At 60.6% G+C, this 14,443-nt stretch carries 11 protein-coding genes, 1 tRNA gene and 2 rRNA genes (1 of these 14 running past the window's edge); 7 read left to right on the top strand and 7 right to left on the bottom strand.

All coding sequences use genetic code 11. From position 1 onward, the window contains the following. The first annotated feature begins 74 nt into the window (after positions 1 to 74). The 7 genes from adh to QD408_RS17335 all read left to right on the top strand — a co-directional run bounded on the left by adh (position 75) and on the right by QD408_RS17335 (position 9,701). The gene (adh, locus tag QD408_RS17365) at positions 75 to 1,583 is read left to right on the top strand and encodes an aldehyde dehydrogenase (RefSeq protein ID WP_414140147.1); all 1,509 of its coding nucleotides are present in this window, start codon (positions 75 to 77) and stop codon (positions 1,581 to 1,583) included. A 158-nt stretch (positions 1,584 to 1,741) separates the two neighbouring features. Continuing rightward, positions 1,742 to 2,125: a DUF779 domain-containing protein gene (locus QD408_RS17360; protein ID WP_414140146.1), complete on the top strand. Its 384-nt coding sequence runs from the start codon at positions 1,742 to 1,744 to the stop codon at positions 2,123 to 2,125. A 93-nt stretch (positions 2,126 to 2,218) separates the two neighbouring features. Further along, positions 2,219 to 2,926 carry an SDR family NAD(P)-dependent oxidoreductase gene (locus tag QD408_RS17355; protein WP_414140145.1) on the top strand — a complete coding sequence of 236 codons (708 nt, stop codon included), beginning with the start codon at positions 2,219 to 2,221 and terminating at the stop codon, positions 2,924 to 2,926. A gap of 159 nt (positions 2,927 to 3,085) precedes the next feature. Continuing rightward, a complete protein-coding gene (locus QD408_RS17350; protein ID WP_414140144.1) occupies positions 3,086 to 4,213 on the top strand; it encodes a calcium:proton antiporter in 1,128 nt (375 codons plus the stop codon). Positions 4,214 to 4,355: 142 nt separating this feature from the next. After that, on the top strand, positions 4,356 to 5,120 hold the full coding sequence (locus tag QD408_RS17345) for a DUF4239 domain-containing protein (RefSeq protein WP_414140143.1): 765 nt from the start codon (positions 4,356 to 4,358) through the stop codon (positions 5,118 to 5,120). A gap of 160 nt (positions 5,121 to 5,280) precedes the next feature. Further along, entirely contained in the window at positions 5,281 to 6,477 is a 1,197-nt protein-coding gene (locus QD408_RS17340) for an efflux RND transporter periplasmic adaptor subunit (RefSeq protein WP_414140142.1), read from the top strand. A 41-nt stretch (positions 6,478 to 6,518) separates the two neighbouring features. Further along, entirely contained in the window at positions 6,519 to 9,701 is a 3,183-nt protein-coding gene (locus QD408_RS17335; protein ID WP_414140141.1) for an efflux RND transporter permease subunit, read from the top strand. Between the two features lie 13 nt (positions 9,702 to 9,714). Here the strand turns inward: QD408_RS17335 and QD408_RS17330 are convergent, their stop codons facing one another. From QD408_RS17330 to QD408_RS17300, 7 genes are all read right to left on the bottom strand, one after another. Next, positions 9,715 to 10,044, bottom strand: coding sequence for a hypothetical protein (locus tag QD408_RS17330; protein WP_088683940.1), 330 nt, complete (start codon positions 10,042 to 10,044; stop codon positions 9,715 to 9,717). Continuing rightward, complete coding sequence (locus tag QD408_RS17325; RefSeq protein WP_414140140.1) at positions 10,041 to 10,829, bottom strand: DUF2092 domain-containing protein; 789 nt, start codon at positions 10,827 to 10,829, stop codon at positions 10,041 to 10,043. Before QD408_RS17325 ends, QD408_RS17330 begins: the two co-directional genes overlap by 4 nt. Next, entirely contained in the window at positions 10,732 to 11,004 is a 273-nt protein-coding gene (locus tag QD408_RS17320) for a hypothetical protein (RefSeq protein ID WP_210191804.1), read from the bottom strand. The genes QD408_RS17325 and QD408_RS17320 overlap by 98 nt, the downstream gene beginning before the upstream one ends. A gap of 29 nt (positions 11,005 to 11,033) precedes the next feature. Continuing rightward, complete coding sequence (locus QD408_RS17315; protein WP_088683942.1) at positions 11,034 to 11,828, bottom strand: hypothetical protein; 795 nt, start codon at positions 11,826 to 11,828, stop codon at positions 11,034 to 11,036. A gap of 406 nt (positions 11,829 to 12,234) precedes the next feature. Continuing rightward, positions 12,235 to 12,311 (bottom strand) — tRNA-Met (locus tag QD408_RS17310). A 290-nt stretch (positions 12,312 to 12,601) separates the two neighbouring features. After that, positions 12,602 to 12,716: ribosomal RNA gene (gene rrf, locus QD408_RS17305) — 5S ribosomal RNA — on the bottom strand. Between the two features lie 238 nt (positions 12,717 to 12,954). Next, positions 12,955 to 14,443 (bottom strand): 23S ribosomal RNA (locus QD408_RS17300) (it continues 1,452 nt past the right edge of the window).

Here is a 14,443-nt window from a genome sequence, read left to right as displayed (position 1 = left end):
GTTCCCTTCGGCAAAACGCGCACATTTTCCTCCCACTGGTTCGATTGGAACCTGGACCATCAAGGGAGGATGACATGCTTCATCAGAAAGTCGTCGAATCGCCGTTCAAGCTCAAATACGGCAACTATATCGGCGGCGAATGGCGCGAGCCGGTCGAAGGCAAATACTTCGAAAACCTGACGCCCGTCACCGGCGGCAAGCTCTGCGACATTCCCCGCTCGAGTGAAAAGGACATCAATCTGGCGCTCGACGCCGCCCATGCGGCCAAGGACAAATGGGGCCGCACTTCGGCTGCCGAGCGCTCCAATATGCTCATGAAGATCGCCCAGCGCATGGAGGACAAGCTGGAATTGCTCGCCCAGGCCGAGACCTGGGACAACGGCAAGCCGATCCGCGAAACCATGGCCGCCGACATTCCGCTGGCGATCGACCACTTCCGCTATTTCGCCTCCTGCATCCGCGCCCAGGAAGGCTCGATCGGCGAGATCGACCATGACACCATCGCCTATCACTTCCACGAGCCGCTCGGCGTCGTCGGCCAGATCATTCCGTGGAACTTCCCGATCCTGATGGCGACCTGGAAGCTCGCGCCGGCACTTGCCGCCGGCAACTGCGTGGTGCTGAAGCCCGCCGAGCAGACCCCGGCCTCAATCCTGCTCTGGGCCGAACTCGTCGGCGATCTCCTGCCGCCCGGCGTGCTCAACATCGTCAACGGCTTCGGCATCGAGGCCGGCAAGCCGCTGGCAACCAGCCCGCGCATCGCCAAGATCGCTTTCACCGGCGAGACGACGACCGGCCGTCTCATCATGCAATATGCCAGCCAGAACCTCATTCCGGTGACGCTCGAACTCGGCGGCAAGTCGCCGAACATCTTCTTCGCCGACGTGATGGCGGAGGATGACGACTTCCTCGACAAGGCGCTCGAAGGCTTTGCGATGTTCGCCCTGAACCAAGGCGAGGTCTGCACCTGCCCGAGCCGCGCCCTCGTCCAGGAATCGATCTACGACCGCTTCATGGAAAAGGCCGTCAAACGCGTCGAGGCGATCAAGCAGGGCAACCCGCTCGACAGCGCGACGATGATCGGCGCCCAGGCATCGAACGAACAGCTCGAAAAGATCCTCGCCTATCTCGATATCGGCAAGCAGGAAGGCGCCGAAGTCCTGGCCGGCGGTTCGCGCAACGATCTCGGCGGCGAACTGGCGAACGGCTATTACGTCAAGCCGACGATCTTCAAGGGCCACAACAAGATGCGTGTGTTCCAGGAGGAGATCTTCGGGCCGGTCGTATCCGTCACGACCTTCAAGACCGAGAAGGAAGCGCTCGAAATCGCCAACGACACGCTCTACGGCCTCGGCGCCGGCGTCTGGAGCCGTGACGCCAATCGCTGCTACCGTTTCGGCCGCGAGATCCAGGCCGGCCGCGTCTGGACCAACTGCTACCACGCCTACCCTGCCCATGCCGCCTTCGGCGGCTACAAGCAGTCCGGCATCGGCCGCGAAACCCACAAGATGATGCTCGAGCACTACCAGCAGACCAAGAACATGCTGGTGAGCTACAGCCCGAAGGCGCTCGGTTTCTTCTGAGGGGCTTAACACGTTGAACTGCCCCGTTCTAAAAGCGACGCATCGCCTTGCTGAAACCTTCGTAAGGAAAACAGCGGAGGCGGCATCCTAAGCCCCTCCCCCTTGTGGGGAGGGGTTGGGGAGGGGAATCCCCTTTCCAGAACATTGGAGGAAGAACCATGGAAACGACCGTCAACGGTGAACCACGCGTTCTCGCAACCGACGCGGCTCTCGATCTGATTGCCGAAATCCGGCGGGACCATCCCGATATCCTCTTCCACCAGTCGGGCGGCTGCTGCGACGGCTCCTCACCCATGTGTTATCCCACAGGCGAATTCATGGTCGGCGACAGCGACGTCAAGCTCGGCGAAATCGGCGGCGTGCCGGTCTATATCAGCGCCAGCCAGTTCGAGGCATGGAAGCATACGCAGCTCATCATCGACGTCGTGCCCGGCCGCGGCGGCATGTTCTCGCTCGACAACGGCCGGGAGAAGCGCTTCCTCMCCCGCTCCCGCCTCTTCGGCGGCGGCGAGGCCTGCGCCGTGCCGGATACCAGGGCCTGAATATCCTCATACTCCTTCGAGGCTTGCGCCGCCGCCGAGCATGGATCAACAATGCGGTGTCGTCCAACACCGGCCCGCGGGAGATCCATTGCCATGAGTGACCAGAAAGCCGTGATCGTCACAGGCGCGGGAGGAAACCTTGGCCGCGCCGTCGTCCGCGAGCTTGCCGCATCCGGCATGAAGCTCGTCGGCATCAACCGTTCGAGCCGTGGGCTCGAAGCCTTGGCGGGCGATCTTCCCGCCTCCGCCGAGTTTCTGCCGATCGCGGGCACGGATCTCACCGATTACGGCTCCTGCACTGCCGCTGTTGCCGAGGCCGTCGCCCGTTTCGGCGGCGTCGGCGCATTGGTCAATACGGTCGGCGGCTTCCAGATGGGACCGGTCGGGCCGGATGCTCCCGCGCAATGGCGGATGATGATGACCGCGAATGCCGATAGCGCGCTGACGATCAGCGCTGCCGTCCTGCCCATCATGAAGGCCGCCGGCTACGGCCGCATCGTCCACATCGCCGCCGCGCCCGGCCTGAAGGCCGGCGCCAACCAGGCCGCTTACGCCGCTTCGAAAGCCGCCGTCATCCGGCTGACCGAAGCGATCGCCGCCGAATGCCGCGACGACCGCATCACCGCCAACTGCATCCTGCCCGGGACGATCGACACGCCTGAGAATCGTGCGGCCATGCCCAATGCGAAGACGGACGGCTGGGTCTCGCCGCAATCGATCGCCCGCCTCATCGCCTTCCTGATTTCGCCGGCCGCAGCCGTCGTCACCGGCGCTGCGATCCCGGCCACCGGTCGCGAATAAAACCTGGCGCGTTTTAGCCGGTTACACGCCGTCCGGCTTGAGGTACGATCCTGTCGATATTCAGGACCGGTGGCAACGAGGGGGATGGTCTGTTCAGACCGGGCACAATGGTGTTGATGATCGCATCGCGACGGCATTTCCCGAAGGCCGGTGGTTGTCATGACTGACGAACCGGCAGCGCGCACCATCAACGGGGTGAGCCTGCGCGGGGAATGGTTCCTCGCCGTCAGCATCGCAACCAGCCTGATATTCATTGCGTTCCCCGAACCGCTCTTCGCGCGGCTTTCCGATCCGTTTTGGTTCACCGTCGTTTTCGGCTGGCTGTTTGCCGTCGTCCTCGGCTCGGCCCTGTCGGTCGTTCGGCATGCGGATCGTTTGGCGGAGCGGCTGAAAGAGCCATACGGCACGCTCATTCTGACGCTTGCCATCACCTCGATCGAGGTGATGGCGATTTCAGCCGTCATGATTCACGGCGAAAACAACCCGACGCTTGCGCGCGATACACTGTTTGCAGTCGTCATGATCATCCTCAACGGCATGGTCGGCCTGTCATTGCTGCTCGGGGCCTGGCGGCGGCCGGAACAGCAGCACAATCTGCAGGGCGCCAATGCCTATCTCGGCGTCATCGTGCCGCTCGCGACGCTGAGCCTGGTCATGCCGACATTTATTGCCGGCCCGGACGGGCAGCATCCATCGGCGCCGCGGCAATTGATATTGGGTATCGTATCGGTCGGCCTTTACGCCACGTTCCTGTTTCTTCAGGCCGGCCGCCATCAGGATTATTTCGCCAGCGACGGCAACCGCCAGCATCACGGGGAACGCGCTCCGCCTCATGGATCGGCCTGGCCCCATGCCCTTCTGCTCTTCGCCTATATGGGACCGGTCGTCTTTCTGGTCGAACAGCTTGCGCGGCCGATCGATTACATTATCGAAACCCTGCACGCTCCGACCGCCTTCGGCGGTGTCGTCATGGCCGTGCTCGTCGCAACGCCCGAGGCAATCAGCGCCGTGCGCGCATCCATCGCCGATAATCTGCAGCGCTCCGTCAATATCTTTCTGGGCTCCGTCCTGTCGACGATCGGGCTGACCGTGCCGGCAATGCTCGTCGTCAGCCGCCTTTACGGCCACCCCGTCACCCTGGGTCTGGAACACAGCGACCTGGTGATGCTCCTGCTCACCCTCGCCGTCAGCATCATTACCTTTGCCAGCGGCCGGACGCATCTCATGCAGGGCGCCGTCCATCTGGTGCTCTTCCTGGCTTATGTATTGCTCATTTTCCAGCAATGACCCGCGGATATGGTCTCGTTCAACGGCCGCAAAAGAAGACGAAAGTAAAGATTCCACGCGTTATCGGTCCTCCGCTATGATGGTGGAAGTTCTCGTGCTTCTCACAACTACGAGATCGGCGCGACGGTAGGGGAAACCTAACTTGAGCTCACTGTTGCTTGGCGGGCTTGTCTTTGTCTTTCTGTCTGCGGCAACGTCGATGGGAATGGTAATGCGCGCCCGCCTGCCGGATCATCATCTCAATCCGGAATCCAAGGATGTCATCCGGCTCGCGACCGCGGTGGTGGGGACGCTGTCGGCCTTGGCGCTCGGCCTGCTGATCGCATCCGCCAAATCTTCTTATGACAACGCCGAAGCGGAGATGAGAACGGCGGCGGCGCGGGTCCTGCTACTGGACCGCGTCATGGCGCATTACGGCCCGGAAACCGGCCATGCGCGCCAGCTTCTGCGTGAACTCATCGACAAGCGGCTGAGCCGCGGCTGGACCGCCGAGACCACCGACGAAACGGCAGGCAAGGCGCTGCCGGAATATCAGGATATCGAGGCGGTTCAAGACAACCTTCGAGCCCTGTCGCCCCGGGATGCCGCACAGCATTCTCTCCAGGCGCGCGCGCTTGAGGTGAGCGGCATGGTGGCCGAAACCCACTGGCTGCTGGTCGAATCCGGCAGCGAAGGCCTGCCCTGGGCCTTCCTTGCCGTTCTCGTCTGTTGGCTCTCGCTGCTTTTTGCGACCTTCGGCCTGCAGGCGCCTCCGAATCCGACCGTCTTGTCTATTCTGTTCGTCTGCGCCCTGTCCGTCGCCGGCGCCGTCTTCCTGGTTACGGACATGGCCAATCCCTACATCGGGCTGGTCCGCGTTTCAGACGCACCCTTGCAGTCCGCCATCGAACGGCTCGGGAAACCGTAGCCGGTGCGGTTCGACGCCGTTCAATTGTGACCGAGGGCTATTGCAATTTTTAGCAATGCCGCGACATAATATCACCTGCCTTGAACCTTCGGCAGGCCGGTGGGGGCCGCCGTCGAGGCACGCATAGAGACTGGGCTCTTGACATGTCGAGGCGGCGGCAATGCGTGGGGGATTGCATCAGGGTCTGCGATTTTTTCTGACACTTGCCGGCATGGCGCTTCTCGCCGGCTGCGAGGAGAGCGGCAACACCTACGTTCCCCCTCCTCCGCCGCCGGTTCGTGTCGCACAGCCGGTCCAGCAAGCGGTAACGCTCTATTTCGAGCTGACCGGCAATACCGCGCCGCTCAATTCCGTCGATATCGAGGCACGCGTCCAGGGCTATGTCCAATCCATCGATTATCAGGACGGCATGATGGTCAAGAAGGGCGCCAAGCTCTTCGGGATCGAGCGTGACACCTATCAGGCGCAACTGGATCAAGCGAAGGCATCGCTCGCCTCGCAACAGGCCTCCCAGGTCGGCGCGAAGCAGGAATATGACCGGCAGCTCAATCTGTCGAAACAGCAGGTGACCACCCAGACTGCGGTCGACAGCGCCAAGGCGACCCTCGACGAGGCGAATGCCGCCATCCTCAACGCTCAGGCCAACGTCGAACTCGCGACCATCAACCTCGGCTATACGGAAGTGCTCGCCCCCTTCGACGGTATCGTCACCAATCACCTCGTCGATATCGGCACGCTGGTCGGCGTATCCGGCCCCACCAAACTCGCCAGCATCGTCCAGACCGATCCGCTTTATGCCTATTTCAACGTCAGCGAAACGCAGGTGCTGATGATCAAGGAAACCCTGGCAAAGCAGGGGCATACCTTCAGGCAGACGGATCTTCCGAGCATACCGGCGGAGATCGGTCTGCAGACCGAGGAAGGCTATCCGCACAAGGGACATCTCGATTACGTATCGCCCCAGCTCGATGCCTCCACCGGCACGCTTCAGGTGCGCGCCCTGTTCGACAACAAGGACCACGCCATGCTGCCCGGCCTTTTCGTTAGGGTTCGGGTGCCGGTCGGTCATAACGACAAGGCCCTGCTGGTGCGCGACGATGCGATCGGCACCAACCAGTTGGGCAGCTATGTGCTCGTTCTCGGCAAGGACGACGTCGTCGAGCAGAAGCAGATCAAGACAGGCCAGCGGGAAGGTCCGCTCCGGGTCGTCCAATCCGGCCTCGATCCGGCCGACTGGGTGGTGACCCAGGGTATCCAGCAAGCCATTCCCGGCAGCAAGGTCACGCCCGAGAAGATGGAAATGAACCCGGCGACGAGCGCCGCCGGCGATGCCAAGGCCCAGACCACGATGCAATGAATTCGCCATCCGGCTTCCTTTGACCGTCTAAGGACAAGAGCATGATCTCGCGCTTCTTCATCGAGCGGCCGGTACTCGCCAATGTCCTGGCGCTCGTCTTCGTGCTCGTCGGCGCAGTCGCCCTGTTTCAGCTCCCCGTCGCGCAATATCCGAACGTCGTTCCGCCGACCGTGCAGGTGACGACCCGCTTTCCCGGCGCCAGCGCCCAGACCCTCGTCGATACCGTCGCGCTGCCGATCGAGCAGCAGGTCAACGGCGTCCAGGACATGCTCTACATGCAGTCGACGAGCGCCAGCGACGGCACCTATTCGCTGACCGTGACTTTTGCCATCGGAACGGATCCCGATCAGGCGCAGGTTCTGGTCCAGAACCGCGTTGCGATCGCCATGTCGTCGCTTCCCGAAGCGGTGCAGCTTCAGGGCGTCACGACACAGAAGAAATCGACGGCGATCCTCGGTTTCGTCAGCCTGACCTCGCCCGACAGCCGCTATGACAGCCTGTTCCTGTCGAACTATGCGGTCATCAATCTGCAGAACGAGCTCGCCCGCCTGCCTGGCGTCGGCAACGTCACGGTGTTCGGCGCCGGCCAATATGCCATGCGGATCTGGATGGACCCGAACCTGCTGCAGGCCCGCGGCCTGACGCCGCAGGATGTGGTCAGCGTCGTGCAGCAGCAGAGCCAGGAGGTTGCCGCCGGCCAGATCGGCATTCCACCGGTGCCGAAGGGGCAGCTCTTCCAATACACGCTGAATGTCAACGGCCGCCTGAACGAGGCGGCAGATTACGAGAACATCGTCGTCAAGGTCGAAAGTGGAGAGGGCGGCCGCATCACGCGTGTGCGCGATATCGGCCGCGTCGAACTCGGCGCCCAGACCTACAGCCAGTCCTTCACGCAAAACGGCCGACCGGCGGCCGGCATCGGCATTTTCCAATTGCCGGAAGCGAACGCCATTGCGGTGGCGCAAGCGGTGCGCGCGAAGATGGAGGAGCTCTCGAAAAGCTTTCCGCCCGGCCTCGAATATCACGTGCCGTTCGACACGACGAAATTCGTCGAAGCCTCCATCGACGAGGTTTACGTCACCTTGATCGAGGCGGGCGTGCTCGTTCTCATCGTCATTCTCGTTTTCCTGCAGGATTGGCGGGCGATGCTCGTGCCCGCGACGACCGTTCCGGTGACCATCATCGGCGCTTTCGCGGCAATGGCGGCATTGGGCTTCACGGTCAATCTGTCGACGCTCTTTGCCATCGTTCTGGCGATCGGCATCGTCGTCGATGATGCCATCGTCATCGTCGAAGGCGTTGCTCGGCACATCGAGGCCGGCATGCCGGGCCGAAAGGCCGCAGAGAAAGCGATGGAAGAACTGCTCGGCCCTGTCATCGGCATCACGCTGGTGCTGATGGCAGTCTTCATTCCTGCCGCCTACCTGCCCGGCCTGACCGGCCAGCTCTATCGGCAGTTCGCGCTCGTCATTGCCGCCACGGCGCTGATCAGCGCCATCAATGCCGTCACGCTGAAACCGACGCAATGCGCCCTATGGCTGCGCGCTTCAGTACCGGTCGAGAAACGCAACATCTTCTATCGCGGCTTCAACAGGGGCTATGATTGGGGTGAACGCCACTATGCCGGCCTGATCGGATCGATGACCCGCCACAGCGGCGTCATGGCCATCGCAGCGCTCGCGCTGATCGGGATCGCCGTCTGGGGTCTCACGCGTCTGCCGACCGCATTCCTGCCTATCGAGGATCAGGGCTATGTACTGATCAGCGCGCAATTGCCGGACGGCGCCTCGAAGGAGCGGACGGATGCAGTGATGGAGGAGGTCGGCAAGATCGCCGAGGCGGCACCCGGCGTCGATCAGGTGCTGACCATCAGTGGCCTTTCCGTTCTAGACAACAATGCCAGCCTGCAGAATGCCGGCGTGGCTTATGTTGTCCTCAAGGATTGGGAAGAGCGCGGCAAGGAGAAAGGACAGGACCTGCTGTCGATCTATCAGCATCTGAACGACGCATTGCAGCACGTGCTGACGGCCAAGACGCTGGTGGTGGTGCCGCCTCCGATCCAGGGCATCGGTAATGCCAACGGCTTTACCATGCAGGTCGAGCTCAGGAACGGCATATCTGACTATCCGCTGCTGCAATCGCTCGCCGATACGATCGTCAAGAACGGCAACGCCCAGTCGTCGCTGCAGAGGCTGAGTACGCCTTTTCGCTCGAACGTGCCTCAGCTTGCGGTATCCGTCGATCGCATCAAGGCGGAGACGCTGGGCATTACGGTGGGCCAGGTCTTCTCCGCTCTCTCCGGCTACGTCGGATCGAGCTACGTCACCCAGTTCAACAAGTTCGGCCGCACCTTCCAGGTCTATGCGCAGGCCGCTTCCGATTTCCGGGTCAGTCCCGACGATATCCGCAATCTGAAGGTCAAGGCAGGCGACGGGACGATGGTGCCGCTCGGCACGGTCGTCGATGTCACCACGACACAGGGACCCTCGCTGATCAGCCTCTACAATCTCTATCCGACCGCCACCATCGTCGGCGGACCGGCCGCCGGTTTCAGCTCCGGCCAGTCGCTCGAGGTCATGGAACAGATTGCCGACCATACATTGCCGGCAGGCGCCGACTTCGAATGGACGGCGCTTTCCTATCAGGAGAAGGCCGTGGGCGGGCAGATCTATTTCATCTTCGCGCTCGCCATGCTGCTCGTCTATTTCGTGCTCGCCGGCCAGTATGAAAGCTGGATCCTGCCGCTGGCGGTCATATTAGCCGTACCGCTCGCCCTGCTCGGCACCGTAGCGGCACTCACCGCGGCGGGCGTCGCCAACAACCTCTATACGCAGATCGGCCTCATCCTGCTGATTGCGCTCGCAGCCAAGAATGCCATCCTCATCGTCGAATATGCGCGGGAAAAACGGGCGGAAGGCATGGAAATCCTGGACGCGGCCGTCGAGGCCGCCCGCCTGCGCTTCCGGCCGATCATGATGACGTCCTTTGCCTTCATCCTCGGGGTCCTGCCGCTCGTTCTGGCGACAGGTGCGGGCGCATCGGCCCGCAAGTCGATCGGCATATCGGTCTTCAGCGGCATGATCGCCTCGACCTGCCTTGCCGTTCTCTTCGTCCCCTCCTTCTACGTCCTGCTGCAACGTCTCGAGGAACATTGGAAGCGGCGCGGCGCGACCGCAAACAAGCCCGCAAACATGGCGGAAACAGAAGTATCGAAGGTCGGATGAGGCGATCGCGGCTTTATTGGACGATCACCTGCACATAAACGTTGCCGCTCTTGGCGTAATAATAGGCGCCGCATCGATAATAATAGCCACCGTAATAGGGACCATAGCGGCACCCCGCCGGAAGTACGGCGATAGTCGTCGTCGTGCGTGTAACCACCCGCCGCGTCGTCCGGCGAGCCACACCCGCATAAGAGAGCGGCGTCAGCGGCCTGCCGATGACGGCGCCCGCCGGCGTGGCGAAGCCGATCGACAACGGCATGGAACCCTGCTCCTCGACGCGAAAATCGGTGAATGTCAGCACGCCGGCAAGGCTGAGTGCGAACAGCAGCTTGTTATAGGTCATTTCGCTTCTCCCATATCGGCGGCGGCCGGAAGCTCATCGAGCGATTGCAGTTCGCTCAGATCGACCGTCTTCGCGCTGGCAGGAATCTCGATGGTGTAGGCAACGGCTGCGACATCTGCTCCAGTTTTGAAATCGCTGATTTCGAGCGTGTATTGCGGCGCCTGGACGACGTGCTTGCTGGTGATGACGTAACGGCGCGGTATCGGCTGCGAGCCGGTCTGTATCCAGATCTGCCAGTCGATCTCAGGCGTTCGGAAGGCCAGGTATTCGCATTCGACGCCATCGACGAAAGCACTGGAAATGTGCTTGGCCTCCGTCACATCGGATATGAGCTCGTCGTAGACATTGGAGGATAAAAGATCGGCGCCCGGCGCTTCGACACCCGCCGTCATGAGCCTGTCGATCAGATCATCGAGCGAACCCTTGCCGTCGATCTTGGCATAAGCGTCGAGGTTCTTGCCGTGTACCGTCAGCGACGAACCATCGAAACTGACGTCGAGATCCGCGAAGCCACCGGTCCTCGTCACACGCAACTTGTCGGGACGCGTCAGGTTGGCGGTCCCCGAGCTCACGAACTGGAGTTTCTCAAAGGCAGGCGTCACCGCTTCGAGCGACGATTGGTATGTGAAGGAAATCGTCTTCTGCGCCACCAGAAAATCGGACATCTTCTTGAGCAGCTCTTTTGCGTCATCCGCCCAGGCGCTCGTCGGCAGCACCAAGCTGGCGGAAACCGACGCATATATAAGCATCCGCTTCAATTGCGGAAAAGGGAAAGTCGATGACATGGCAATGCCTTTCGTTCGTGTCGTCATTGATTTCATCGAATTGCAGACAGTGGCTGGCGGACCTGCCGTCGCCGTACATGAAATGTGAGAAATGCAAGGCATGGAGGCAGGCAACAGCCGCCTGCGGTCTTGGCTGGATCGCACTCGCGGAGACTTCCCGTTGGAGCGCGATCATCCCTTTCTGAAAACAAGTTCGGCCGGTCGTTACAATCCGGAGGTCAGGACCCGATGGCAGGCCGGCGACACCCGCTGCAGATTGTCCCGCAGACAGGCAATGCCCCGTCCGCCCCCGAGAGGCACCATGCGGCACAAGGCCCGGAAGTCCGGTCCACAGGTTTCCCGCAGGATCATTACTTCCTCGCGTGGTGTGAAGGCCGGCATCATGGCTCGAGGAGCGGGGGTGATAGCGCCCGTGGCGGCCGCATCGCCGGTCGTCGGCGCGGCCGATCCCCCCAACGCGGCGACAGCCTGCTGGCAAAGCGCCGATAAAGCGGCACTATGCTGCTGCAGGCAGCTGAGCGCCTCGGCGCCCCCCGGTGTCACGCCGGAACACTGCGCCATGAAATCGCGCTGGCAGGCCGATTTGACCGAATTTCGCTGTGCCTGCGTCGGCTGATGCGCCGGCGTCCCGGTCGCGGGCGCCGGAGCGCTCGCCGCCGTGTCTGCGGGGACAGCCGGGGCCGGCTCCGCAGATGTCGATTTGGGCTTTGCGGTCACCGCGGAAACCGCATTCCGGCATCCCGCCGAAAGCGAAGCGCTATGCTGCTGCAAGCAGCTGAGAGCCTCCATTCCTCCGGGCGTCACCCCGGAGCATTTCGCGATGAAATCGGAGCGGCACTCCGCCCTGATCGCGTCACGCTGTTCTTCGGTCGGCGCTTGCGCATAGGCAACCTCGGCGAAGAACACCACTGAGCAGAACGCGGGCAACGCGCAGATTGCCGATAGAAAACGGCGCCTCCCATATGGAGACGTCAGTAGAGAAGACCCCCATTTTCGCATGATTCCCCCCTATAGATCTGATCTACTTCATGAAATCGAACTGCCCTCTGAATAGAATGATAGGCGCCGCCGATTGGACGGACGTTGCTTACTGCAATAGAAATATAAGAAGCGCCTGAACTAGATATATTAGAATATTATCCTTTTAGCAACTATCTCATCGGCACTTGAAAATCGATGCCAACTCGCAGGACTATCGGTTCTGCGCGCAAAAACGCAAATAGCCCGCTTTTCAGCGGGCTATTTGTGATGAGGGAATTAGGAGAGAGATTTGGTTGCGGGTGCAGGATTTGTAGTTTTTCTGTCCCTCTGCGTCGGCTTTGCCTCCTTGGGGGCCCCTGATGAGGCGTTAAATCCTCGACCCGTTACCCAACAAAAAGCCCGCCTTGATGGCGGGCTATTTGCTTGGTTGCGGGGGCAGGATTTGAACCTGCGGCCTTCAGGTTATGAGCCTGACGAGCTACCGGGCTGCTCCACCCCGCGATATTTCATACCGGACGTGCTGCCCGGGAGCGCTGTCAGGCGTAGCCTGACGAGGTGAGGCCGTTAGAGATCGATCCAGTGGATCRATCTTAGGCCGAACGGGCTGCTCCACCCCRCGCCATGCAAATCCTKGGATTTGCTTATTTCATCATAACACGAAAGGCCGCTTTGCGGGCGGCCCTTTTTTCGGCTTTGGGCCGTTGGTTTGTTTTGAGAAGATTTTTTGTTGACGCATACAGCTTACCGAAGCCTTACGGCTCCGGGCGCATGCGTTAAGTTGCGTTTTGCAGACCTGGCAGCGACCTACTCTCCCGCGTCTTAAGACGAAGTACCATGGGCGCAGGGGCGTTTCACGGCCGTGTTCGGAAAGGGAACGGGTGCAGCCACCCCGCCATAACCACCAGGTCGGCAAAGCGCAACTTATGTTTGAGAAGCTGGATTTGAAGCGAATAGGGAGTAGTGAGTAGCGAATAGTTTCGCTGCTGCCCTATTGCTGGTTTTGAACACGTCTTTGGAGCGATTTGGGAGCAACTATTGGCTACTCCCTATTCGCCATTCGCTATCAATCCGGACGAAGGCAGAGCCCTCGCCTTGGCAGGACGAATGCTTCGCATTCGCCTTGAGATGAGCATGAACAATGAGAACGATCAAGCCGATCGAGCTATTAGTACCGGTAAGCTTCATGCGTTGCCGCACTTCCACACCCGGCCTATCAACGTGGTCGTCTTCCACGGCTCTGATAGGGAACACTCGTTTTCAGGTGGGTTTCCCGCTTAGATGCCTTCAGCGGTTATCCCGTCCATATATAGCTACCCTGCTATGCCCTTGGCAGGACAACAGGTCCACCAGAGATATGTCCATCCCGGTCCTCTCGTACTAGGGACAGATCCTGTCAATATTCCTACACCCACGGCAGATAGGGACCGAACTGTCTCACGACGTTCTGAACCCAGCTCACGTACCGCTTTAATTGGCGAACAGCCAAACCCTTGGGACCTGCTCCAGCCCCAGGATGCGATGAGCCGACATCGAGGTGCCAAACAACCCCGTCGATATGGACTCTTGGGGGTCATCAGCCTGTTATCCCCGGCGTACCTTTTATCCGTTGAGCGATGGCCCTTCCACGCGGGACCACCGGATCACTATGACCGACTTTCGTCTCTGCTCGACTTGTCAGTCTCGCAGTCAGGCGGGCTTATGCCATTGCACTCGACGACCGATTTCCGACCGGTCTGAGCCCACCATCGCGCGCCTCCGTTACTCTTTCGGAGGCGACCGCCCCAGTCAAACTACCCACCATACACTGTCCCGGACCCGGATGACGGGCCGCGGTTAGACATCCATGACGATAAGGGTGGTATTTCAAGGATGGCTCCACGGAAACTGGCGTCCCCGCTTCAAAGCCTACCACCTATCCTACACATGCCGACACGAATGCCAGTGTAAAGCTATAGTAAAGGTGCACGGGGTCTTTCCGTCTGACCGCAGGAACCCCGCATCTTCACGGGGAATTCAATTTCACTGAGTCTATGTTGGAGACAGCGGGGAAGTCGTTACGCCATTCGTGCAGGTCGGAACTTACCCGACAAGGAATTTCGCTACCTTAGGACCGTTATAGTTACGGCCGCCGTTTACTGGGGCTTCGATTCAAAGCTTGCACCTCTCCTCTTAACCTTCCAGCACCGGGCAGGCGTCAGACCCTATACGTCGTCTTGCGACTTCGCAGAGCCCTGTGTTTTTGATAAACAGTCGCTACCCCCTGGTCTGTGCCACCCCAAAATACTTGCGTAAATTGGGGTCACGCTTCTTCCGAAGTTACGCGTGCAATTTGCCGAGTTCCTTCAACATAGTTCTCTCAAGCGCCTTGGTATACTCTACCTGACCACCTGTGTCGGTTTCGGGTACGGTCTATACGGTGGAGCTATTTCCTGGAACCGCTCCGCTGCCCTGATAATCCAATAAACCAGAACAACTTGTGCAATCCGTCACTACCACCAGGCCCACGAATATTAACGTGGTTCCCATCGACTACGCGTGTCCGCCTCGTCTTAGGGGCCGGCTAACCCTGCTCAGATTAACTTTAAGCAGGAACCCTTGGTCTTTCGGCGAGAGGGTCTCTCACCCTCTTTATC

The sequence above is a fragment of the Rhizobium sp. BR 249 genome (assembly GCF_047445895.1).
GTDB lineage: Bacteria > Pseudomonadota > Alphaproteobacteria > Rhizobiales > Rhizobiaceae > Rhizobium.
This window is presented reverse-complemented; position numbering and strand designations above follow the sequence as displayed.

What these genes read in the sequence shown, in the direction of transcription:
- QD408_RS17315 (WP_088683942.1), bottom strand. Translation starts at nt 11,828, where the DNA reads ATGCGAAAATGGGGGTCTTCTCTACTGACGTCTCCATATGGGAGGCGC.
- QD408_RS17335 (WP_414140141.1), top strand. Translation starts at nt 6,519, where the DNA reads ATGATCTCGCGCTTCTTCATCGAGCGGCCGGTACTCGCCAATGTCCTG.
- QD408_RS17320 (WP_210191804.1), bottom strand. Translation starts at nt 11,004, where the DNA reads ATGATCGCGCTCCAACGGGAAGTCTCCGCGAGTGCGATCCAGCCAAGA.
- adh (WP_414140147.1), top strand. Translation starts at nt 75, where the DNA reads ATGCTTCATCAGAAAGTCGTCGAATCGCCGTTCAAGCTCAAATACGGC.
- QD408_RS17340 (WP_414140142.1), top strand. Translation starts at nt 5,281, where the DNA reads ATGCGTGGGGGATTGCATCAGGGTCTGCGATTTTTTCTGACACTTGCC.
- QD408_RS17355 (WP_414140145.1), top strand. Translation starts at nt 2,219, where the DNA reads ATGAGTGACCAGAAAGCCGTGATCGTCACAGGCGCGGGAGGAAACCTT.
- QD408_RS17325 (WP_414140140.1), bottom strand. Translation starts at nt 10,829, where the DNA reads ATGTCATCGACTTTCCCTTTTCCGCAATTGAAGCGGATGCTTATATAT.
- QD408_RS17350 (WP_414140144.1), top strand. Translation starts at nt 3,086, where the DNA reads ATGACTGACGAACCGGCAGCGCGCACCATCAACGGGGTGAGCCTGCGC.
- QD408_RS17330 (WP_088683940.1), bottom strand. Translation starts at nt 10,044, where the DNA reads ATGACCTATAACAAGCTGCTGTTCGCACTCAGCCTTGCCGGCGTGCTG.